Source organism: Mucilaginibacter jinjuensis, assembly GCF_028596025.1.
Lineage (GTDB): Bacteria > Bacteroidota > Bacteroidia > Sphingobacteriales > Sphingobacteriaceae > Mucilaginibacter > Mucilaginibacter jinjuensis.
The window spans coordinates 2,803,493-2,824,508 of the sequence record NZ_CP117167.1 but is presented as its reverse complement, the minus strand read 5'-3'; the positions used below and the strand labels follow the sequence as shown (position 1 = coordinate 2,824,508).

Below are 21,016 nucleotides of genomic sequence, written 5' to 3'. Positions count from 1 at the left end.
TCTTTGATATTGAAATCATAAAACACAATATCATGCATATCGAAAGCAATCCTTCTATACTCTACTTCGGTACTCCAGTAGTATTAATCAGCACTAAAAATGAAAATGGCACAGATAACCTCGCCCCTATGTCGTCGATATTTTGGCTGGGCTGGCGTTGTGTAATTGGGCTGGCTGCTGCATCTAAAACCACGCATAATTTAATGCGCAATAGAGAATGCGTTTTAAATCTGCCTTCGGTTAATGAAGTAAAAGCCGTAAATCGCATGGCTAAAACCACGGGTTCCAATCCTGTACCCGATGGTAAAATAGCCAAAGGCTACCGTTATGAAGAAGATAAATTTGGCATTGCCGGCCTGCATGAACTGCCATCAATATCTGTAACGCCGCCACGTGTTGCAGAATGCCCGGTTCAATTAGAAGCTGTGGTTGAAGCTGTACATGGCTTGGCCGAGGGCGATATTAACCAACGGGGCCGCATAGTAACATTCGAGCTACGGATCACGAAAGTACACCTCGAAGAATCTATTTTAACGGATGGCCACCCCAACCGGGTTGATCCCGATAAATGGCGGCCATTGATTATGAGCTTTCAGCAATTTTATGGTTTAGGCCAGCAAGTGCATTACTCTACCCTTGCCGAAATACCTGAACATCTTTACAACTCGCCCGACAGAGAAAGAGCGATGGACATTACTTCTTAGATTCTGCTTTAACCTTACTTGGTATATACCTGTTCGATTTACGCTTTTGATTCTCTTCAGCTGCATCTATCGAATGGGTACAGGTAAGGTCATCCTCTTTCTCAGCAAGATCTGATAATTTCACATAAAATTTATGAAGCTGATCCAATTCTTCTTCGGTTAAGTCTTCAATATCAACCATTCGGTTGCTCGAACCTTCGTGCGAAGCCAGTATCTCATTTAACTTGAGGTGGATGGCTTTCGAATCCTTATTCTGTGATTTCTGGATCAGGAAAACCATTAAAAAGGTAACTATAGTAGTGCCTGTATTAATGATAAGCTGCCAGGTATCCGAATATTTAAATATGGGGCCAGATACCAGCCATACTACGATTACTGTGATTGCGATAATAAATGCAGCAGAACTGCCGGTTGCTATTGTTGCCCAGTTCGAAAACCTTTCGAACAGATTCTTTTTCTTTGCCATAGGGATATTATTTATCTCAAAAGCATTTCACAACCATATTGTTTGCATTGATTTTAAAAAGGACGATAATCCTTTTCAAATTACTATAATCTGGACAGTAGTTTATTGATCGGGATCGGCTTTAATGCTTTCGTTTGATTCGATATCATCAATAGCCTTATGAATTTGTTTAATATCTGTAGGCTCCTTCATTTCTTCCAACTGCTGGTCGGTAACAGTAGTAATCCCCATCCGCTGGTGTATTTCGTGTACCATATTTAATATTTTAGTGATCTCTTCTTCTGCCCGCACATTAGCCTCAAATTCTACCTGTTGACGGATAGTTTCAATCCTGCCCTGCCGGTTTTGATTAATTAAAACGGACACCGACAATATAATGGCGAATAAAGAGACTGCCATTTCTAAGATCGGAAACGGGAACGGATCAAAGGGCTTTAAGAGTGGAAATAAGTTTATATTCCAACAGATCCAAACTGCAAAAATTATAAAACATGATAGCAGGAATTTCATGCTGCCCAAAACATCAATTATAAACACGGTAATGTGATCTGTGCGCGTCTTGGTAAAATCGAGCGAAGATTTTAGTTCCGGCTCCGGGGCTTGTTGGCTTTTCTTTTCCATAGCAGGGGTTTCTATAAAAAATAATTAATATTATTAATTAATACTATTATTGTGTAATTATAAATCATATATTCTTATTACAATCATTATACCCCTATTCTGATGAAAATATTTTTCACGCTAGTATTTCTATTGGCGGTCACTTGCTCTTTTGCACAAAATCCTTCGGTAATTCCTAACATGACCAAGGCTGTTATTTCCCACTCACAACCACCGCCTAAATCGGCAAAAGATACGGTCATAGAATCAGACACATCAAAGGAGAATAAAGAACCCCGTTACTTCTATATTACAGCAAGCGCCAATGTTTTTGTTAATGCTAAAGGTGGTTTTGCACAGCGGTTTGCACCTTCCTTCGAATTTGGTAAAACCTATGGCATATTTGATATTGGTTTGGCTACAGGCAGATTAAACTCAATCAGCTCTGGTAGCGATACATCGAGGTTTATCGAGTTTCGGCCTACCATCAATGTTTTCTCCAAAGGCCGTTTTGCCGAAAGTCTTTGTCTCGGCGCGGGTTATGTAATTAAGGCCAAACAGGGCTTAATGACCGAAATTTGCAATAGCATCAATTTCAATATCACAGAAACCGTGGCCATTGCAGTAGTACAGGGTTATGTATTTTTAGATGGCACCCAAAGCAGCCGTAATACCCAGTACATGGGTTTTAATCTCACTTATAATTTCTTAAAAAATCATAGCGTAAATAAGCAACGCAAAAAGGCTGCTATCGTAAGTGATAACTAATCGTAATCGGCAATAATTAACCGTAACGCGCAGGTAAAGGTGGGCTGGGTTCTGTAATGCCCAAATTTTGCATCCCAGGCACCCGATTCCAGATCGTCGGCTAAGCGCTTTACAATCCGCTCCTGCTCATCTTCGGCAATAAAGCCCCAGGCAGATTGTGCTTTACGTACCTCTTTACTCAAAAAAGCTTCCGGCCTGCCATAATATGCTTCCTGAAACCCATCTACACAGTTCAGCGGAACAGACACAGCCTCTACCAATGTCTTCCCTCCCATCGCTTCCATCAAAAAATCGATAGTTGGATAGCGCTGGCGTTCTACCTCAATCACTTCGGGAAAGTATTCCGCATTCCAGAAATTACCCAGTGAGTCCGGGTCGAAAGTCATTACAATAACCCGGTGTTTGGTAACGCGCCTTAGCTCCTGCAAGCCCTTCCTAATATCGGGCCAATGGTGTACGGTAACAATGGCCATTGTAGCATCAAAAGCTTTATCATCAAAAGGCAGGTTATCGGCAGTGGCAATAATAGCCGGTATTTTATGGTTATTTATCCGCTGGGCGCGCATAGCTATGGAGGGTTCAACAGCAATTACATAACGGTCTTCAGGTTCGTATGAACCTGCCCCTGCTCCAATATTCAGCACGGTTTTGGCATCGCCTAACGCCTCGTTAATAAAAGTTGCAATATGTGGATCAGTACGCCTTTGTCCCGAGTACTGTTTACCATATTTATCGTAGTTAAAGGCAGGGTTAGTTATTTCCATAATGATAACATTAAAGGCGGAGAGCCTGTTATAAAAATACCTATCAGGCGTTTAATTATTGTTAAGCTATGTTAAAAATAATGTTCAATCTATTGGTCTTATCCTCTTTCTGTTAAGAACACTTATATTTGAATATCTTAACAATTAAGATATTTAGATTTATAGCTATGCCTCCAGATATTAATCCCGATGTTTTTGAACTGATGTGGGCCGTGCGCAGGTTTACCCGCTCGTCGCTTATATTACAGCACGTTATTTCGCAGGATATAGGCTTGAATGTTACCGATGCCGAATGCCTTGATTTTTTGCAGGAAATGGGTCCATCAACAGCAGGCGCTCTGGCTAAAGCAGCCCGATTAACTACTGGCGCTATTACCAACGTAATTGACCGCCTCGAAAAAGCAGGTTTTGTGAAACGCAGCCCCGACCCTAACGATCGCCGGAAGGTAATTGTATCTTTTATTCCCGATAAACATACCAATGCCAAAATCCATTACGATGCTTTAGGCAAAGCCGTAGGTGAATTATTTTCGGGCTATGGTACCGAGCAACTCAAATTTTTAATAGAGCACACTCAGGCCTTAAACGAGATATACCAGCATCAGGTGGTTAATATCGATGCTGCGAAGAAGTAACTACTGTTTCTCAAACCGCATAATGGCAATATCGCCTGCTATAAAAGTGAGCGTTTTGCCATCACTTACCGACCAGCTATTTACTTTTTGCAGGTTACTCATAAACACATTTTCGCCATCGCCGGGGCAAAACATTTTAGTCATGGCCATAAGGCCTGCAAAGCTAATTTTGTGACCTGATACGTTAAGCGGACCATTAAAACTATTACAGCCCGAGTTACCGCTTACCCGTTTAGCAGTGAGATCGAAACTAATGGTTGGCTTTTTATGCACGTATAAGCTATCAAAAGATGTGCTTGAACCAGCTACGTAACTAAGCTGCCATGTACCGGCAAGCACTGTGGTATCTGCACCATTGGCAGTAGTAGTTTTTTTTGCACTATGGCATGCTATTAATAAACCACAAGCAATAAATGAAATCAAGATTAGCTTTTTCATAATTGATAGTTTAATTAGATACGTTATTTAACAGAGCATTATTATTATTTAGCCTCATCAGCTGACCAGTCATCACTGAAACTTCCCATCCATTGGTGGTACATTTCGTCGCCGGTATGTTGGGTAAATTCAATGTTTAACAGATTAACTTCCAGCTCCAATAGCTCGTTGATTACCGCAATTAACGCTTTAGAAAGTTCTGTGCGTGTTTCTATTGATCGCCCTGCCCTGATATCGCACATTAATATCGCTGCTGGATGCGGTTCGCCTTCGCCACAACGCCAAATGCTACCTTCGCCCAATTCGCGAATGGTTACAGTAATGCGTTTTACGCTCGCGCTCATTATCCGGGCGTAGATTTCTCCCATTCGTTTGGCCAGTTCCTGCTTGGTAGCAGTTGGATACGATTTGGTAACTTCTAACTGTAAATACGGCATATCGATTCTTTATGGTTTTAAAATCAAAGCCTTGTTATACTCATAATTCATGCGGGCAATGTGCAGTACCGATATAGCTTGCGGGCACTCAACCTCGCAGGCTTCGGTGTTAGAGCAATGACCGAAGCCCTCGGCATCCATTTGCTCAACCATATTAACAACACGGTCGGCAGCTTCCAGTTTGCCTTGGGGCAATAAAGCCAGCTGCGTAATTTTGGCCGAAGTAAACAGCGCAGCACTCGAATTTTTGCAGGTAGCCACACATGCCCCGCAGCCAATACAAGCTGCAGCATCAAAAGCAGCTTCGGCTGTTTCATGAGAGATCAAAATACTATTGGCCTCTGGTGGCTGACCGGCGCCTGCTGTAATAAACCCTCCCGCCTGGATTATATGATCGAAGCCACTTCTATCTACCTTTAAATCGCGTACAATAGGGAATGCAGTTGCTCTGAAAGGTTCGATATAAATAGTATCACCATCTTTAAACGTACGCATGTGCAGCTGGCAGGTAGTGGTATTAGCCAACGGACCGTGTGCTCTACCATTAATCATCATACCGCATTGACCGCAAATACCTTCGCGGCAATCGTGATCAAACTCTATTACACGTTCGCCTTTTTGCACCAGCGTTTCGTTAAGCAAATCCATCATCTCCAAAAACGACATGTGTTCAGACACATCGTCCAGCTCGTAATTTATCATTGCTCCCTTTGTATCAACACCTTCCTGCCGCCAAATCTTTAAACTCAATTTCATACTAAATCAATTTAAAATGTGATTTATTTATAGCTTCTTACCGTCAGTTCAACATTCTCAAACACCAGCGGCTCTTTGTGTAATTCCTGTGCCACGCCTTCACCTTTCCACTCCCAGGCCGATACAAAACAGAAGTCCTGATCATTGCGTACAGCCTCACCATCTGGTGTCTGGTATTCATCACGGAAGTGTGCCCCGCACGATTCTTCGCGTGTTAAAGCATCGTAACACATCAGCTCACCCAGTTCCAGATAATCAGCAATACGACCTGCCTTTTCCAGTTCGCTGTTTACCTTATCGTCGCCGGTTATTTTGAGGTCTTTGTTGAAGGATGCTCTGAGTTGCTTAATCTCTTCAATAGCTTTCGTCAAACTTTCTTTGCTGCGCGATAACCCACATTTATTATAAAGCAGCTTACCCAATGTTTTATGGAAATGATCGGCAGAAAGTGTACCCTTACTGTTTAGAAACTGGCTCAATTGTGCTCTTACGGCCGCTTCGGCTTCTGCAAATGCCGGGTGATCTGTCGTTACCTTTTCGACCTTCATCTCATCAGCCAGGTAATTAGGAATGGTATACGGTGCAATAAAATAACCATCTACACAAGCCTGCAATAATGAATTTGCACCGAGGCGATTAGCGCCGTGATCTGCAAAATTGGCTTCGCCCAAAGCAAACAAACCGGGGATGGTCGTCATCAATTGATAATCGACCCATAGGCCGCCCATTGTAAAATGTGCGGCAGGTGAGATGAGCATAGGTTGCTCATAAGCGTTTATGCCATTGATCTTCTCGTACATGGTAAACAGGTTGCTATACTTTTCTTTGATCTTGTCTTTCCCCTGTTCTTTAATGGCTTTGGAGAAATCGAGACAAACAGCATTCTTCATCGGCCCAACGCCACAGCCCGCATCTATACGCTCTTTCGCTGCGCGAGATGAAATATCCCGGGGTGATAGATTTCCAAAAGCCGGATATTTTCGTTCCAAATAATAATCACGCTCTTCTTCGGGAATACTTTGCGGTGGTCTGTCATCTCCCGCTTTCTTCGGCACCCAAATGCGGCCATCGTTACGCAATGATTCAGACATCAGCGTTAATTTAGACTGATGTTCGCCCGATTGCGGTAAACAAGTAGGATGAAACTGGATCCAGCTTACACCCGACATGAATGCGCCCTTCTTATGCGCCCGGCATATCGCCGAACTGTTGCAACCCATAGCCAGGGTTGATAAATAATAAACCTTGCCGTAACCGCCGGTAGCCAGTACAACCACAGTGGCAGCGTGCCGTTCTATCTCACCCGTCAGTAAATCGCGGGCTATAATGCCTTTGGCTTTGCCGTCAACTACCACCAGTTCCAGCATCTCGTGGCGGGTGTATGTTTTTACTTTGCCGAGGCTTACCTGCCGCATTAAAGCTTGATAAGCCCCGAGTAATAGCTGCTGCCCGGTTTGCCCGCGTGCGTAAAAGGTGCGCGATACCTGCACCCCGCCAAACGAGCGGTTATTTAGGTAGCCACCATATTCGCGTGCAAAAGGCACCCCCTGTGCCACGGCCTGGTCTATCAATTGGGCAGAGCACTCAGCCAAACGATAAACATTAGCCTCGCGCGAACGAAAATCCCCTCCCTTAATGGTATCATAAAACATGCGGTAAACATTGTCGCCATCATTTTTATAATTCTTGGCGGCGTTTACACCACCTTGTGCAGCAACCGAGTGCGCCCGGCGTGTGCTATCCTGAAAGCAGAACGATTTTACATTATACCCCTGCTCGGCCAGTGAAGCCGCGCATGATGCACCTGCCAAGCCAGTCCCTACTACAATTACATCAACCTTTTTGCGATTGGCCGGGTTAACCAGCTTGGCATGTTTTTTATAATTATCCCATTTATCGGCAAGCTCCCCTGCCGGAATTTTTGCATCTAAAATCATGATAAGCTATTTAAGTAAACGTAAATAGGCATCGCCATAAACCCTAAAGTGATAACTGCGGTATATACCCAGCCCACAACTTTTACCCACCGCACATATTTGGGATGGAACACGCCAAGCGTGCGTGCTGCACTATAAAAGCCATGCAAAAGGTGAAAACCCAGTGCAATTAATGCCACCTCGTAAACCAGCACGTACCATAATTGCTGGTAAGCTTTCTCTACAATGGTGTACAGGTCTTTATTACCCTTAGCGTCAAGCGGAAGGTTGGTAAACTTATACTGATACCAAAAATCTTTAAAGTGGATGATGAGAAAGAGGAAAATGATAGTACCCAGCAAACCCATATTACGGCTGTACCACACGCTTGATGCGCCGCGTTTATCATAGGCATATTTGGTGCCGTTGGCTTTGGCATTCTTTGCTGTAAGCATGATGGCATAAATAGTATGGCCGATGATGGATGCATAAAGTACATAAGCGATAATCTCGATAATAATATTGCCTGCCAGCAAATGCGAGTACCAGTTAAACTGCTCCCGTGCCTTGTCGGGCGATAAAAACAATTGCAGGTTGCCCAACAAATGGATCACCAGGAAGAAGCAGAGAAACAGCCCCGTTCCCGACATCCATAGTTTATGCTGAAGTGTTGTTTGTTTCATAAGTAGTTTTCAGATAAAGTATTTTCAGAATTAAGTCAGCTACCACAGGCCGATCACTTTCCACCATAAACCGCCCACCACAAACCAGATGAGCAGAAACAGCACGCTGATAAAAAAGCCCTGTTTCCACCAGTCTTTCATATCCACATAAGTACTACCGAAAAATATGGGAGCAGGCCCGTGGGCATAATGTGTTAAAGAGCCCATTAGTGTAGCGCATGCACCTAAAAATATGGCTAACATAGTACCAGGTACGCCTACCGATACACCTACTGCTAAAAAAACAGAGTACATAGCCGCTGCGTGGGCCGTGCCACTGGCAAACATGTAATGGCAATACGAGTAAACCAATATGATAATGGGGAATGCCATTTGCCAGCTCATGTGCTCCATTTTTGCGCCTACCAGGTGCCCAAACCAACCGATAAAGCCTAACGAATTAAGGTAAGAACCCATCATTACCAGCGACGAAAACCATACAATGGTATCCCAGGCGCCTTTTTCAGATTTTACATCTTCCCAGGTTAAAACCCCACAGAGCAATAAAATAGACAAGCCAATAAGTGCGCCTGTGGTGGCATCAATGGCAAACGTATTACCAAAGATCCATAATACCAGCAGGATAATAAAAGTGGCAACCATCAGCCATTCCTGTATAGAAACAGGGCCCATTTCTTTCAACTTTTCTGCTGCCATGGCAGGTGCTTCTGGCGTTTTTTTAAGCTCGGGAGCATAAAACTTGTAGAGAAACAAAGGCGCTAATAAGAAACATACCAAGCCCGGCACACAAGCCGCCACAAACCAACTGCTCCAGGTAATTGTAATACCCAAATCTTTGGCAAACTTTTGGGCCATAGGGTTACTTGCAGTCGCAGTTAAAAATATCACCGAGGTAATCATATTAGCATTATAACTACTCAGCGTTAAAAATGCGCCAACCTTACGGTGTGTTTCAGGTTTATCGGGTTCAGAACCCATATTTACCGCAATAGATTTCATGATGGGAAACACTACCTCTCCTGCCCTTGCGGTATTACTTGGTATGGCCGGGGCCAGTATCAGATCGGCCGTGTTTAAACCGTAAGCCAAACCAAGTGTACTTTTACCAAATATGCGAATGAAATTGTAAGCCAGCCTGGTGCCCAGGCCAGTTTTGATAAATCCACGTGCTATGAAAAAAGCCAGGCCAATCAGCCATATCGTAGCATTACCAAAACCACTTAAAGCATTGGCTATAGATTTCCCCGGATCGCCCGGAGCAAGTACTTCGGTAGCTGCACACAACGTAATACCCAACATGGCCATCGTACCCATTGATGCTGCTTTTAAAATTATACCAATAATGGTAGCAGCAAATATGGCCAGCAAATGCCAGGCATTGGGTTTAACACCATCGGGTACGGGTATGAACCAAATGATTAAACCAATTACAGCGGTTATTACCAGTGATTTCAGGTTGATCTCTTTCATAAATAGATGTTTAAGTATTTTAAAAGCGAATCTGTAATTGCAGATAAGCGAGGTTATGTGAATAATTGGTGGTTAGCGGCACATCGTTTTTGTACATATCAATAGCAACTCCCAGTTGTAGCGCGGCATACATATCATCGGCAAAAATGAGGGTGATATTGGGGATGATGGTTTGGCGCGGGTCGCCGGTTAACTTGTAGTTGTCGTTAAAATACTCATACCTCGAAGAAAATTCGATAGCCCTAACCCTTGGTAAGTTATACGAGTATCGCAGTACCGGGAAAAAGTAGAAGCCCTGCATCCGCACCTGCGATAAACCCGGTGGGTTAGCAGTATAGGTATTGTATAAAGAAAGGTTGGTTCCATTTTTATACTCACCGCTGATGGTCAGCTTCCAATCACTGTCAAATTTATGGGTGGCTACAATATCGCCTCCCCAGGCATTTCCCAGGCCACCACCGCCTCCCTGGCTACCTGTAGCTCCATTTATACCGATTATTAAATTTTTAGAGATGCTTGTTTCTATACGGGCATAAAGGTTCTTTTCATTATCGTTATCTGTAGCCTGGTTGCGGTTATTGCCATTGTATACTCCGGCATAATATCTAACGCTCCCTGTTTTGTTAACATCGCCAAACACCGATACACCTACCTGGAAACTTTGCCAGCCGCTTGCACCAAAAGCATAGTACTGGTTCGAGTAATCGAGTGTACGGATGATATCAACCGGCAAAGCATCCTCAATCCCGAAAAATGGCCTGAACTGACCAGCCTGCACATTAAAATGTTTGCTGAGTGTGTATTTTACAAAGGCATTTTCTAATACCTTATTGGATGGGTCGCTGCTAAACTCAGCAAAGTTAACCATCAGGTTGGCCGAAAAGTGATCGTTTACAGTGCCCTTAACCTGCAAACGCACCCGTTTTAACAAAAAGGTATTGGTTATTTTATTGGTTGATGCATCGTTGAAATTTTTGCCGTTAACATCTACATTATCAGTTAACGATGCCACATATCTGGTTTGTAATAAGCCGGCAAAACCGATGGAACGTTTGTAGGCCGAGTAGTTGGTGATAACAGTATCCTTATCTAAACCTGCAATATCTGTTTGTTGTGCATGGGCAGAAAAGCCCCAAAAAAACGTACTAATTAATATTAAACGTAGAAGATGTTTCATAAGGTAACAAGGTGATTACATAAAGCTATATGATTTACACTTAACCCACAATAATAAACCACTTCTATTTTGAGTATTTTCCGGATAAATTGGTTGCAAATTACCAATGAACAAAAAAGCCCGGTTACTGAAACAGTTGCCGGGCTTACAAAACACATATTTATACTACATCATCTTAACACCTTTATTTAACAGTCAACTTATTAACATCATTGACACCGGCCCCCTGTGCAGTGGTAAAATATACATTATTGCTTAGTACCGGTGTGGTACTTGCCTGCTGGTTTACAATAAAACTGTTGGGATTTGGTGCCGGGAAATTGAAACCAACATTATCGTATACATTACAAGTACCACCAAACAGATCATATACATCAACAATAACACCGTACCAGTCTTTGCTCAGGTTTAAATTACCGCAGGTATTGTCATATATTTTGGCATTGGCATAAGTAGTTACACCTGGCGAAATTTCAGCGGCGAACGATTGCACCTCGAAAGCCGAATACTTACGCGAGTTTACCACCACATTATTATAGATCAGTACATCCTGCGGTGTAGTGCCGAAACTTCTGATCCAGGCCCTGATGGCGTTGCCCTGGTGATTTTTAACCAGGTTATGGTGAAAGGCACCGCTCCCCTTAATCATAAATATGCCGTTATGGTTATTGTTGGTGGGGTTAACATCAGTTATGGTATTGTTATGGATATCGTAATTATCGGCATTGGCTGCAAAAACTACGATGCCACAGTCAGAATTGCTAAAGTTTAAGTTGGCGATCTCGAGGTTTTTAATCAGCCCGGTAATTACACCACCTATTACATCGCCCCCAAATTGTATAAAGGTTGATGTATTGGTACACGTATTATTCAGGATCTTTAAATTCTGGGTATAGGATGCTGTTTGCCCCGGGGTATACACATTGGTACCTACATTGTAGATTACCACATTACCTACATTACTAAACGAGAAGTTCTGAATAGTTAAATTTTGCGACGCGCCATTTAATATGATAGAATGATAATACAGATTGTCCCGCGATACAAAACCCTTGTCGATACCAATTGTACCATCACCAGAGATGGTTAAATTACTCACATTGGTAATATGCATATGGTCCCAGTTACCTGCCATTTGTACCAGTCCATCATTTTTGATGTAGATGGGGCAACCGGCATTAATATTCTGCACATCAATACCATTGTAGGTACCGCCTTTTACCTTAATAATGTCATTGCATTTAAGGCCCATGCTAGTGCCATCAATGGTAAGGTTACCTGTCCCTGTCCCTACAGGGAGTATTCGCCCTAAGATCGGCGTTGTGGTTGAAATTGCTGTTACTGGATTAGCCCCGGCAACGGGTGACAGATCTGCTGCCTTCTTACATGAAGCAGATAAAAAAATAGCAATTATAGCGGTTATGTTGAAGTACATCTTTCCCATCTTGATCTCGTTTAATACTTTGATTTAACGAGTGTTGTTTGATTTAAGTTGCCTTACAATTAAGAAAAGTAACATTTTTGTTACTATTTAACTATAAATGAATACACTAATAACCAATGAATAAAATGCCACGCCATTTATGCCCTTTTAAACATATATTTACGTATATACCCCAAGCATGAACAGAAAAAAAGCGATTCAAAGTCTATTAGCATTTGCTGCCGTAGGGGTATCATCTGTATCAATTTACGAATGGACAAGCACTGGCCACGCAGTTAAATTAACCGAACTTCCACAGAAAAAGCAATTAATTGCAGAACTGGCCGAAACTATTATCCCCCCGTACTGATACCCCCGGTGCTAAAGACGCACATGTAGAGGAGTTTATTATTGAGATGATTAAAGAAAGCGACCAAAAATCGCAGCATAACTTTTTAGCCGGTTTGGGCAGTCTCGAAAAATACACTATTGATAAGTACGATCATTCTTTTATTGAGTGCACTCCACAGCAAAAATTTGCCGTTTTAAAGCACTTCGAAGATAAAGCCACCTACTCTATCGGTATTTTGAATAAGATCAACAATAAGTTTTTAGGCACACCTTTCTTCAACAAATTAAAAGAATTAACCGTAGAAGGATATTGTACTTCGCAGTTAGGTGCAACACAAGGCATGGCCTATAATTACATCCCTGTAAAATTTGAGGCATGCTTGCCGCTACAACAAAATCAAAAGGCCTGGGCCACCAAATAACATAATGATAAAATTAGGCGCTGCAGAAACAAAAGCTACTTATGACGCCATAGTAGTGGGTTCGGGTATTAGTGGTGGCTGGGCAGCCATGGAACTTTGTAAAAAAGGTTTAAAAGTATTACTGCTTGAACGGGGCCGTAATGTTGAACACGTAAAAGACTATAATACTGCCCTGTTAAACCCCTGGGATTTCGATCTTCGGGGAAATACAACAGCGCAATATAAGGCCGAAAATCCCATACAATCGCAAGGCACCGATGCCGGTAATGCACACTTTTTTGTAAACGATAAAGAACACCCTTACGTGCAGCAAAAGCCTTTTCATTGGTTTAGAGGCTACCAGGTTGGCGGCCGTTCATTAACCTGGGGCAGGCAATGTTACCGTTTAAGCGACCTTGATTTTGAAGCCAATTTAAAAGAAGGCGTGGCTGTTGACTGGCCTATCCGTTATAAAGATATTGATCCCTGGTATAGTTATGTAGAACGCTTTATTGGCGTAAGCGGCAAAAAAGAGAACCTTTCACAGTTACCCGATGGAGAGTATATTCAGCCATTTGATTTAAATTGTATAGAAAGCCATCTTAATGATTCGATCCGTAAGAATAGTCACGATCGTTTATTAACCATTGCCCGTGTAGCCAACCTTACCCGTGGCTGGGATAGCCGTGGGCCGTGCATGGCGCGCAATTTATGTTCGAGAGGTTGCCCCTTTGGTGGATACTTCAGCAGTAACAGTTCAACAATCCCGGCGGCTATGGCAACCGGTAATTTAACTTTGAGACCGTATTCTGTTGTGGCTGAGGTTTTGTTCGACGACCAAAAACAAAAAGCCAAAGGTGTACGGGTAATTGATACCATTACCAAAGAGCATTTTGAGTATTACGCTAAAATAGTTTTCATCAATGCATCAACCATTGCTACGGCCGGTATTTTGCTGAACTCCAAATCGCACCGCTTCCCTAACGGCTTTGGTAATGACAGCGGCGAATTGGGCCATAACCTGATGGATCACCACTCTGCCGCCGGTGCGCAGGGTGCGCATGAAGGTTTTAAAGACAGTTACTACAAAGGCCGCAGGCCATGCGGTTTCCTCATACCTCGTTTCCGTAATTTACAGCCTAATTCGGGGCTTGATTTTACACGCGGTTACAATATACAAGGCCACGGCGAGCGTTCTGAATGGATGGATACCCGTGATGCCGGAGGCTTTGGTGCAGATTATAAAAAGACCATTACCCACCCCGGACACTGGACCGTTTGGATGGCCGGCTGGGGCGAGTGTTTGCCTTACCATGATAACATGATTAGCCTTAATGATACCCAAAAAGACAACTGGGGATTACCGCTAATCAATATCGATTTCTCTTTCCGCGAGAATGAAACTAAAATGATGAAAGACATCAGCCAATCATCAGCCGAAATGCTGAATGCTGCGGGCTTCACTAACGTACAATCGTTTAACTACGGCAAACCCGGCGGCGATACCGTACACGAAATGGGCACGGCTCGCATGGGCCACGATCCGAAAACTTCGGTACTGAATGCCCATAACCAAATTCATGCAGCTAAAAACGTATTTATTACCGATGGTAGTTGCATGACATCATCTGCCAGCCAAAACCCATCATTAACCTATATGGCGCTTACCGCCCGTGCTTGCGATTTTGCGGTGGAGGAGTTGAAGAAGGGGAATATATAATTTCGGATTTCGGAGGTTCGATTTCGGATTTGTTTAGACGCATAACACACCCCTATGAAAGTTGCTGCGAATTGCAGTGACAGTGCTTTCCCCTCTCGAGAGGGGAATTGTAGTGCAGTAGCTTTAGCACTGACTTTGATAAGGGGTGTGTCTTTTCCAACTTATCGCAGAATGGCCTGCCCACCATACTTCGACGGAGCTCAGTATGACACCCCTGCTTTAGTTTAAGATTAGAAAGAGCGTTGTCATGCTGAGCTCCGTCGAAGCATAAGCGTAGGCCAATCTACATCATACTTTGTATAACTTAAATTAATAAAAAGCCCGGCCTAATAAATTAAGCCGGGCTTTCTATTCAATTGAGATACTTCTTATTTCTTACTCAAACCAGAAGCAGCAACCTCATCAACCAAAAACTCCAGCTCACCATTAACCGGTTTGATTAATTGTGAAGGATATTTCTCTGGGTTGTAAGCACCTTCCAAAACCTCATGCAGGGCATGGATCTTTTTCTCGCCGTATAATACAAAGGCTATTTTTTTAGCCTTGTTAATTAACGGTGCAGTTAGCGTAATGCGGTACATATCCTGCGGTGCCAGAAAGTAGGCATCAACCCACTTGTCTTTCTCACCCAATACAGCTTCGCCCGGGAATAATGAGGCTGTGTGGCCGTCATCACCCATACCTAAATAAATAAGATCGAAGCTGCCTTCGGGGCCGAGATTATTTCTAAGCAGTTGCTCGTATTCTGCGGCGTAATCCTCAGGCTCTACGTCTGGCGCCCACATAAAAAAGATCTGGTCTTTAGGGATAGGCACGTGGCTTAACAGCGTTTCTTCGGCCATTTTAGCGTTGCTCTTATCGTCGTCTAAAGGTACCCAGCGTTCGTCGCCCCAGTAAATGGCCACCTTCTCCCACTCCACTTGTTCGCGGTAAGGAGATTCGGCCAGCAGTTTATGAAACTTAACCGGCGATGAACCACCTGTTAAAGCCACATTGAAACTGCCTTTGGCATCGATAGCTTCTTTGGCAGATGCTACAAATATTTCGGCGGCAGCGATATTCTGCTCTTCTGTATTTTTAAATACTTTTAACATCGGTTCTTATTTTTTATGATCCTTTGCATGTGCATTTACTGCCCAAACATGTCCCTGACGGGCTATTAAAGCTTCGGCAGTTTCTGGCCCCCATGAACCTGCAGGATAGTTAGGGAAATCAAGCGAATCGCGCGATTCCCATGCATTCTGGATTGATGTAATTACATCCCAAGCCTCTTCAACCTGGTCGGCACGCATAAACAGGGTTGCATCTTTGCGCATGGCATCAAGCAGCAGGGTTTCGTAAGCCTCTGGCGTTTGGGTCGAGCAGTTATCATAATCGAAGATCATTTCTGCCGGGTTCAACTCCATTTCCAAACCCGCTTTTTTGGTAGTAAACCTTAAGCGGATATCCATTTGCGGCTGGATGTTAATGGTTAAGCGGTTAGCCTGTACATTATCTGCCACCGAATCCTGGAAGGTGGTATGCGGCACCGGGCGGAACTGGATTGTGATTGACGAAGTTTTATCCTGCATACGTTTACCTGTACGCAGGTAAAACGGTACGCCCTGCCATCTCCAGTTATCAAGGTAAAACTTGATAGCTACAAAAGTTTCGGTATTTGATTTTGGATCAACATCCTGCTCCTGACGGTAGCCGGGTACTTTTTTACCTTGCAGCCAGCCTTCGCCATATTGGCCGCGAACGGCATAGTGATGCACTTCTTCTGGCTTAATACGGCGTACGGCACGCAATACATCAACCTTACGGTTACGTATTTCTTCGGCGTTGAATGATATTGGCGGTTCCATAGCTACCATGCAAAGAATTTGCAACAGGTGGTTTTGGATCATGTCTTTCAAAGCACCGGCGCTTTCGTAGTAGCCACCACGCTCTTCAACACCAACCTGCTCGGCCACAGTAATTTGCACGTAATCAATATAATTACGGTTCCAAAGTGGTTCGAATAAGGCATTGGCAAAACGGAAAGCCAGGATGTTTTGTACGGTTTCTTTACCCAGGTAGTGATCTATACGATAGATCTGTTGCTCCTGGAAAGTACGTACCAAAAGGTTGTTCAGCTCAATAGCCGTTTCTTTATTATGGCCGAATGGTTTCTCGATGATGATCCTGTCTTTATCAGCGTCAGCAGCAATACCTGCCGAGTTGATGTTTACAGTTACAGCCTCGATAAAGCGTGGCGCTACCGACATGTAGAACAAACGGCTTGCACGTGCACCCCATTCTTTATCTGTGGCATCCATCTTTTTACCCAGCTCAACAAACGATTTAGGATCGTCGATATTAGATACAAAGTAAGAGATCGACTGCTTAAAGGTCTCCCATTTAGCTGCATCGGGCTTACCGCTTCTCGAGAAATCGCCTAAACCTTCATATAATCTGTCACGGTATTCTTCGTCGTCCAGTTCGGTACGGCCTAAACCGATGATCGAAAACTTTTCTGGCATCCAGCCATCTAAGAACAGGTTATAAAACGCCGGGATTAATTTTCTTTTAGCTAAATCGCCTGTACCGCCAAAAATAACGATAATGGTATTGTCGGCTTTTTTAATAGATTTCATAATGATGTATTTATGATAACGGCAATTAGTTAATTAGTCCCATTTGGTGTGGAAAGTACCGGTTTTGTCGATACGCTCATAAGTGTGCGCACCAAAGTAATCGCGTTGTGCCTGGATCAGGTTTGTTGCCATTCTTTCGCTGCGGTAAGCATCAAAATAAGCTAACGCTGTCATAAATGCCGGTACCGGGATACCTTTATCTACAGCCAGTTTAACAAATTTACGGGCAGCTTCTTGTGTATCAACCAGTGATTTACCAATCTCGGCATCCAGCAAAATGTTAGGCAGATCTGCATTACGTGCAAACGCTTTGCGGAAATCTTCCAGACAAAGTGCACGGATGATACAGCCACCACGCCAAATTTTAGCTACCTCTTCCAGGTTTAAACCGTAGTTGTACTCTTTAGATGCGATGTGTAACTGGGCTAAACCCTGTGCGTAGATGTTGATCATGGCGAAATAGTAAGCGTCTTTCGCAGCGCTCAAAATATCTTCTTCACCAGCTACAGGAGTATAGGTTAACGATTTTGAAGCTTCAACACGCTCTTCTTTGTATTTAGAAAGATCGCGCATGTTTACCGCTGCATCAATGGTAGGTATTGGTGCCTGCAGGTCCATTGCGTTTTGCGAAGTCCATTTACCGGTACCTTTAGCTTTAGCCTGGTCAGAGATCAGGTTTACCAAAAGCTTGCCGGTTTCGTCGTCAGTTTTCTTTAAAACGATACCGGTAATTTCCAGCAGGAATGATTTTAAATCACCCTCGTTCCACTCGGCAAACGTTTGCTGTAATTTTTCGTCGCTAATGCCGAAACCTCTTTTTAACAGGTCGTAAACCTCAGAGATCAATTGCATAATACCGTACTCGATACCATTGTGTACCATTTTAACATAGTTACCGGCCGAGCCAGCACCCAGGTAAGTAACGCAAGGCTCGCCATCAACTTTAGCAGCAATGGCTTCAAATACCGGGCGTAAACGCTCATAAGCTTGCTCATCGCCACCCGGCATCATGCTCGGGCCGAAACGTGCGCCTTTTTCGCCACCAGAAATACCCATACCGAAGAAATGGATACCTTTCTCTTCCAGCTCGGCAATACGGCGGTTGGTATCAGGGAAGTAAGAGTTACCTCCATCTATAATAATATCACCTTTATCTAACAAAGGAACCAGGCTAGCAATGGCCGAGTCTACCGGTTTACCGGCAGGTACCAATAACATAATAGCACGTGGTTTTCTCAACATCGATACAAACTCCTGTGCTGATGTTGTCCCTTTAGCATCCTGGCCAGGTTGTGCTTCTTTTGCTAACGCAGATGCTTTTTCGGCATCCAGGTCAAGGCCGGCAACAGAGAAATTGTGATCTGCCATATTCAGGAGCAGGTTTCTGCCCATAACGCCAAGGCCTACAACGCCAAAATCATGATTTTCCATAATTTTTATATTTATTAATTGCTTTAAAGTATTCTATGTTCGGTTAAAGTTTTTGCTTCGAGGCCATAAGTAGCAAGTGCTTTCTTAGTGCTCTCGATATCGACATGCTGGATGCCATTAATGCCCAATACCGCAGCAGCCTGTATAAATACAAGACGATCGTCAATGTAGAGGGTTTCCTCAGGTTTTACCTGTGCCAGATCGAGTGCTATCTGAAAAAATTCTTTATCAGGTTTACGCATCCGCACGGTACATGATGATGAAAAAACATCGATAAACCCTTTCAGGTGAAAGGTTCTTACACGGTATTCATTCAGCTCACGGCCTTCGTTATTTACGGCAATGGTACGCAATTTATATTTATGCTTGATATCGCTGATCAGCTTAATCATATCCGGGAAAGGATGCGATACGCTGGTCATAAACTCTTTAAAGTCTTCGCGGTCGAAATCCCTCTTCTCGTAAAAAACAAGCAGGTTCAGGTATTCATCAAGGCTTGATTTGCCCGACTCATAAGCATCAAATATTACGCGGTGACGGCTGTTCATCTCCTCAAAATCGAGTCCGAATTTTACAGCCGCATCCTTGCGGGCTTGTGTATCCCAGCCATTGGTTAAAAGCACCCCTCCTATATCAAGGAAAAGTGCTTTTATTGCAGTACCGTGGTTTAGCATTATACAGCGGCCTCCTGGCGTTTCTTTGCAAGCACATCCATTAAGCTGCCAAACGGTTTGATGAATTTCTCAATACCTTCTTCTTCCAGTTTTTTGGTAACGTCCAGTAATTTAATACCTACTACGTCTTCTAACTGGTATAATTGATATTGTGCTTCTTCCAGCTCCTGCTCTAAACGATCAGCCGGGTGGCCGTTTTCGCGGTAAAGCGCTAAAGTGTCTTTAGGCACAGTATCCACAGTTTCGGGGCCAATTAAAGCCTCTAAGTACATCAACGGATCGTAAGCTTTGTTTTTAACGCTGGTACTTGCCCACAGCAAACGTTGTGGTTTAGCGCCTTTAGCTTCCAGAGCTTTGAAACGCTCTGATTTAAATACTTCTTTGTAGATATGGTAAGCTACACGTGCGCTTGCAATAGCTACTTTACCCAGCAATTGTTTAGCCGGGGTAGCACGGTTGCTATCAGTTTTGATGATTTCTTCCAGCTGAGGATCAAGCATGGTATCAATACGGCTCAGGAAGAAACTGGCTACAGAAGCCACATGTTCTATCGATTCGCCTTTAGCCAAACGGGCTTCCAGTCCTTCAACATAAGCTTCGGCAACGGCGCGGTAACGCTCCAGGCCAAATAATAAGGTTACGTTGATATTGATGCCTTCGCTGATCAGTTCTTTAATCGCCGGGATACCTTCTTCGGTACCCGGGATTTTGATCATCACGTTTTTACGATCCAGCGTTTTCCATGATGAACGGGCTTCGGCTATGGAACCTTCGGTATCTTTTGCCAAACCTGGCGATACTTCTAAGCTTACATAACCATCAAGCGCATCGGTTTTTTCGTAAACACCTTTAAACAGGTCTGCTGCGTTTTGCACGTCTTCAACAGCCAGTTTTAAAAAGATCTCTTCGGTCGACAGGTCTGTTTTGGCCAGTTCGTTAATGGTATCATTATAGTCATCGCTATGTGCAATGGCTTCTTCAAAGATCGCAGGGTTTGAGGTTACGCCTCTCAGGTCGTCTTCATCAATCAGTTTTTTTAATTCGCCTGATGAAATGAATGATCTTCTTATATAGTCGAGCCAAATGCTCTGGCCAAAGTCCGGGATCTGTGCTAACGGATTTTTCATGATTTTATGTATTTATTTTCTATTGCTATTACTTTATCCAGGCGGCGTTGAAAACGCTCGCCCCCATCATAAGTGGCTTTCAGATACGCTTGTATTATTTCCCACATCAGCACTACGCCAATAACCCTGCCGCCGAGGCAAAGCAGGTTCATATCATCGTGCTCAACGCCCTGGTGGCCCGAGTAGGTTTCCATAACCAAAGCTGCGCGAACACCGGGAACTTTATTGGCGGCTACCGATACCCCCACGCCACTCCCACAAACGGCAATGCCTTTGGTAATCTCGCCTTTGGATACGGCCTCTGCCAGCGGAAGTACAACATCTGGATAATCATCTGTCGACTCGTAGCTGTAAGCGCCAAAATTTTTCACCTCATAACCGGCATCAGTGAGCATTTTTAAAAGCTCATTTTTTTGTGCAAAACCGGCGTGGTCTGCTGCAATACCTATGGTCATGG

Annotated in this window: 23 protein-coding genes; 6 read left to right on the top strand and 17 right to left on the bottom strand. The window is 43.6% G+C overall.

The genetic code is table 11. The features are described 5' to 3' along the window. The first annotated feature begins 32 nt into the window (after positions 1-32). Entirely contained in the window at positions 33-704 is a 672-nt protein-coding gene (locus tag PQO05_RS12815; protein ID WP_273633315.1) for a flavin reductase family protein, read from the top strand. On the opposite strand, the gene PQO05_RS12810 is transcribed toward PQO05_RS12815, so the two are convergent. Both PQO05_RS12810 and PQO05_RS12805 read right to left on the bottom strand, forming a co-directional pair. After that, positions 694-1,170 (bottom strand): low affinity iron permease family protein, encoded by a 477-nt coding sequence (locus PQO05_RS12810; RefSeq protein WP_273633314.1) that lies wholly within the window; start codon positions 1,168-1,170, stop codon positions 694-696. The two genes, PQO05_RS12815 and PQO05_RS12810, sit on opposite strands and share 11 nt — an antisense overlap. Positions 1,171-1,272: 102 nt before the next feature. After that, the gene (locus PQO05_RS12805; protein WP_273633313.1) at positions 1,273-1,791 is read right to left on the bottom strand and encodes a DUF1003 domain-containing protein; all 519 of its coding nucleotides are present in this window, start codon (positions 1,789-1,791) and stop codon (positions 1,273-1,275) included. A gap of 102 nt (positions 1,792-1,893) precedes the next feature. Between PQO05_RS12805 and PQO05_RS12800 the strand changes: the two genes are divergently transcribed. Then, a complete protein-coding gene (locus PQO05_RS12800) occupies positions 1,894-2,538 on the top strand; it encodes a hypothetical protein (protein ID WP_273633312.1) in 645 nt (214 codons plus the stop codon). On the opposite strand, the gene PQO05_RS12795 is transcribed toward PQO05_RS12800, so the two are convergent. After that, positions 2,535-3,302, bottom strand: a complete 768-nt coding sequence (locus PQO05_RS12795; protein ID WP_273633311.1) for a class I SAM-dependent methyltransferase — start codon at positions 3,300-3,302, stop codon at positions 2,535-2,537. The genes PQO05_RS12800 and PQO05_RS12795 overlap by 4 nt on opposite strands. Positions 3,303-3,469: 167 nt before the next feature. Between PQO05_RS12795 and PQO05_RS12790 the strand changes: the two genes are divergently transcribed. Next, a complete protein-coding gene (locus PQO05_RS12790) occupies positions 3,470-3,937 on the top strand; it encodes a MarR family winged helix-turn-helix transcriptional regulator (protein ID WP_273633310.1) in 468 nt (155 codons plus the stop codon). On the opposite strand, the gene PQO05_RS12785 is transcribed toward PQO05_RS12790, so the two are convergent. The 8 genes from PQO05_RS12785 to PQO05_RS12750 all read right to left on the bottom strand — a co-directional run bounded on the left by PQO05_RS12785 (position 3,938) and on the right by PQO05_RS12750 (position 12,258). Beyond that, complete coding sequence (locus PQO05_RS12785; protein ID WP_273633309.1) at positions 3,938-4,375, bottom strand: META domain-containing protein; 438 nt, start codon at positions 4,373-4,375, stop codon at positions 3,938-3,940. 44 nt (positions 4,376-4,419) lie between these two features. Next, a complete protein-coding gene (locus PQO05_RS12780; protein WP_273633308.1) occupies positions 4,420-4,812 on the bottom strand; it encodes a tautomerase family protein in 393 nt (130 codons plus the stop codon). Positions 4,813-4,821: 9 nt separating this feature from the next. Then, on the bottom strand, positions 4,822-5,568 hold the full coding sequence (locus PQO05_RS12775) for a succinate dehydrogenase/fumarate reductase iron-sulfur subunit (RefSeq protein ID WP_273633307.1): 747 nt from the start codon (positions 5,566-5,568) through the stop codon (positions 4,822-4,824). Positions 5,569-5,591: 23 nt separating this feature from the next. After that, a complete protein-coding gene (locus PQO05_RS12770) occupies positions 5,592-7,505 on the bottom strand; it encodes a fumarate reductase/succinate dehydrogenase flavoprotein subunit (protein WP_273633306.1) in 1,914 nt (637 codons plus the stop codon). Next, positions 7,502-8,167, bottom strand: coding sequence for a succinate dehydrogenase cytochrome b subunit (locus PQO05_RS12765; RefSeq protein ID WP_273633305.1), 666 nt, complete (start codon positions 8,165-8,167; stop codon positions 7,502-7,504). Before PQO05_RS12765 ends, PQO05_RS12770 begins: the two co-directional genes overlap by 4 nt. Positions 8,168-8,206: 39 nt before the next feature. Continuing rightward, complete coding sequence (locus PQO05_RS12760; protein ID WP_273633304.1) at positions 8,207-9,637, bottom strand: anion permease; 1,431 nt, start codon at positions 9,635-9,637, stop codon at positions 8,207-8,209. A gap of 19 nt (positions 9,638-9,656) precedes the next feature. Continuing rightward, positions 9,657-10,814, bottom strand: coding sequence for a porin (locus PQO05_RS12755; protein ID WP_273633303.1), 1,158 nt, complete (start codon positions 10,812-10,814; stop codon positions 9,657-9,659). A 184-nt stretch (positions 10,815-10,998) separates the two neighbouring features. After that, complete coding sequence (locus tag PQO05_RS12750; protein ID WP_273633302.1) at positions 10,999-12,258, bottom strand: hypothetical protein; 1,260 nt, start codon at positions 12,256-12,258, stop codon at positions 10,999-11,001. Between the two features lie 178 nt (positions 12,259-12,436). Here PQO05_RS12750 and PQO05_RS12745 point away from each other — a divergent pair, with 178 nt between their 5' ends. Genes PQO05_RS12745 through PQO05_RS12735 form a run of 3 tightly spaced genes read left to right on the top strand, consistent with a single transcriptional unit; the run spans position 12,437 to position 14,709 of the window. Further along, positions 12,437-12,607 carry a hypothetical protein gene (locus PQO05_RS12745; RefSeq protein WP_273633301.1) on the top strand — a complete coding sequence of 57 codons (171 nt, stop codon included), beginning with the start codon at positions 12,437-12,439 and terminating at the stop codon, positions 12,605-12,607. Further along, positions 12,570-13,010 carry a gluconate 2-dehydrogenase subunit 3 family protein gene (locus PQO05_RS12740; protein WP_273633300.1) on the top strand — a complete coding sequence of 147 codons (441 nt, stop codon included), beginning with the start codon at positions 12,570-12,572 and terminating at the stop codon, positions 13,008-13,010. Before PQO05_RS12745 ends, PQO05_RS12740 begins: the two co-directional genes overlap by 38 nt. Positions 13,011-13,014: 4 nt before the next feature. After that, entirely contained in the window at positions 13,015-14,709 is a 1,695-nt protein-coding gene (locus PQO05_RS12735) for an FAD-dependent oxidoreductase (RefSeq protein WP_273633299.1), read from the top strand. A gap of 368 nt (positions 14,710-15,077) precedes the next feature. On the opposite strand, the gene pgl is transcribed toward PQO05_RS12735, so the two are convergent. From pgl to PQO05_RS12705, 6 genes are read right to left on the bottom strand one after another with little or no spacing between them, the layout of a single operon-like run. Beyond that, positions 15,078-15,803, bottom strand: coding sequence for a 6-phosphogluconolactonase (pgl, locus tag PQO05_RS12730; RefSeq protein WP_273633298.1), 726 nt, complete (start codon positions 15,801-15,803; stop codon positions 15,078-15,080). Between the two features lie 6 nt (positions 15,804-15,809). Further along, on the bottom strand, positions 15,810-17,327 hold the full coding sequence (gene zwf, locus PQO05_RS12725; protein ID WP_273633297.1) for a glucose-6-phosphate dehydrogenase: 1,518 nt from the start codon (positions 17,325-17,327) through the stop codon (positions 15,810-15,812). A 33-nt stretch (positions 17,328-17,360) separates the two neighbouring features. Further along, on the bottom strand, positions 17,361-18,758 hold the full coding sequence (gndA, locus tag PQO05_RS12720; RefSeq protein ID WP_273633296.1) for an NADP-dependent phosphogluconate dehydrogenase: 1,398 nt from the start codon (positions 18,756-18,758) through the stop codon (positions 17,361-17,363). Between the two features lie 23 nt (positions 18,759-18,781). Further along, the gene (locus PQO05_RS12715) at positions 18,782-19,432 is read right to left on the bottom strand and encodes an HAD family hydrolase (RefSeq protein ID WP_273633295.1); all 651 of its coding nucleotides are present in this window, start codon (positions 19,430-19,432) and stop codon (positions 18,782-18,784) included. Then, the gene (gene tal / locus PQO05_RS12710) at positions 19,432-20,559 is read right to left on the bottom strand and encodes a transaldolase (RefSeq protein ID WP_273633294.1); all 1,128 of its coding nucleotides are present in this window, start codon (positions 20,557-20,559) and stop codon (positions 19,432-19,434) included. The genes PQO05_RS12715 and tal overlap by 1 nt, the downstream gene beginning before the upstream one ends. Beyond that, entirely contained in the window at positions 20,556-21,014 is a 459-nt protein-coding gene (locus PQO05_RS12705; protein ID WP_273633293.1) for an RpiB/LacA/LacB family sugar-phosphate isomerase, read from the bottom strand. The genes tal and PQO05_RS12705 overlap by 4 nt, the downstream gene beginning before the upstream one ends. Positions 21,015-21,016: the final 2 nt, after the last annotated feature.

What these genes read in the sequence shown, in the direction of transcription:
- PQO05_RS12715 (WP_273633295.1), bottom strand. Translation starts at nt 19,432, where the DNA reads ATGCTAAACCACGGTACTGCAATAAAAGCACTTTTCCTTGATATAGGA.
- PQO05_RS12800 (WP_273633312.1), top strand. Translation starts at nt 1,894, where the DNA reads ATGAAAATATTTTTCACGCTAGTATTTCTATTGGCGGTCACTTGCTCT.
- PQO05_RS12755 (WP_273633303.1), bottom strand. Translation starts at nt 10,814, where the DNA reads ATGAAACATCTTCTACGTTTAATATTAATTAGTACGTTTTTTTGGGGC.
- PQO05_RS12735 (WP_273633299.1), top strand. Translation starts at nt 13,015, where the DNA reads ATGATAAAATTAGGCGCTGCAGAAACAAAAGCTACTTATGACGCCATA.
- PQO05_RS12795 (WP_273633311.1), bottom strand. Translation starts at nt 3,302, where the DNA reads ATGGAAATAACTAACCCTGCCTTTAACTACGATAAATATGGTAAACAG.
- PQO05_RS12815 (WP_273633315.1), top strand. Translation starts at nt 33, where the DNA reads ATGCATATCGAAAGCAATCCTTCTATACTCTACTTCGGTACTCCAGTA.
- PQO05_RS12810 (WP_273633314.1), bottom strand. Translation starts at nt 1,170, where the DNA reads ATGGCAAAGAAAAAGAATCTGTTCGAAAGGTTTTCGAACTGGGCAACA.
- tal (WP_273633294.1), bottom strand. Translation starts at nt 20,559, where the DNA reads ATGAAAAATCCGTTAGCACAGATCCCGGACTTTGGCCAGAGCATTTGG.
- pgl (WP_273633298.1), bottom strand. Translation starts at nt 15,803, where the DNA reads ATGTTAAAAGTATTTAAAAATACAGAAGAGCAGAATATCGCTGCCGCC.
- PQO05_RS12760 (WP_273633304.1), bottom strand. Translation starts at nt 9,637, where the DNA reads ATGAAAGAGATCAACCTGAAATCACTGGTAATAACCGCTGTAATTGGT.
- PQO05_RS12780 (WP_273633308.1), bottom strand. Translation starts at nt 4,812, where the DNA reads ATGCCGTATTTACAGTTAGAAGTTACCAAATCGTATCCAACTGCTACC.
- PQO05_RS12775 (WP_273633307.1), bottom strand. Translation starts at nt 5,568, where the DNA reads ATGAAATTGAGTTTAAAGATTTGGCGGCAGGAAGGTGTTGATACAAAG.
- PQO05_RS12770 (WP_273633306.1), bottom strand. Translation starts at nt 7,505, where the DNA reads ATGATTTTAGATGCAAAAATTCCGGCAGGGGAGCTTGCCGATAAATGG.
- PQO05_RS12745 (WP_273633301.1), top strand. Translation starts at nt 12,437, where the DNA reads ATGAACAGAAAAAAAGCGATTCAAAGTCTATTAGCATTTGCTGCCGTA.
- PQO05_RS12805 (WP_273633313.1), bottom strand. Translation starts at nt 1,791, where the DNA reads ATGGAAAAGAAAAGCCAACAAGCCCCGGAGCCGGAACTAAAATCTTCG.
- zwf (WP_273633297.1), bottom strand. Translation starts at nt 17,327, where the DNA reads ATGAAATCTATTAAAAAAGCCGACAATACCATTATCGTTATTTTTGGC.
- gndA (WP_273633296.1), bottom strand. Translation starts at nt 18,758, where the DNA reads ATGGAAAATCATGATTTTGGCGTTGTAGGCCTTGGCGTTATGGGCAGA.
- PQO05_RS12785 (WP_273633309.1), bottom strand. Translation starts at nt 4,375, where the DNA reads ATGAAAAAGCTAATCTTGATTTCATTTATTGCTTGTGGTTTATTAATA.
- PQO05_RS12750 (WP_273633302.1), bottom strand. Translation starts at nt 12,258, where the DNA reads ATGGGAAAGATGTACTTCAACATAACCGCTATAATTGCTATTTTTTTA.
- PQO05_RS12765 (WP_273633305.1), bottom strand. Translation starts at nt 8,167, where the DNA reads ATGAAACAAACAACACTTCAGCATAAACTATGGATGTCGGGAACGGGG.
- PQO05_RS12705 (WP_273633293.1), bottom strand. Translation starts at nt 21,014, where the DNA reads ATGACCATAGGTATTGCAGCAGACCACGCCGGTTTTGCACAAAAAAAT.
- PQO05_RS12790 (WP_273633310.1), top strand. Translation starts at nt 3,470, where the DNA reads ATGCCTCCAGATATTAATCCCGATGTTTTTGAACTGATGTGGGCCGTG.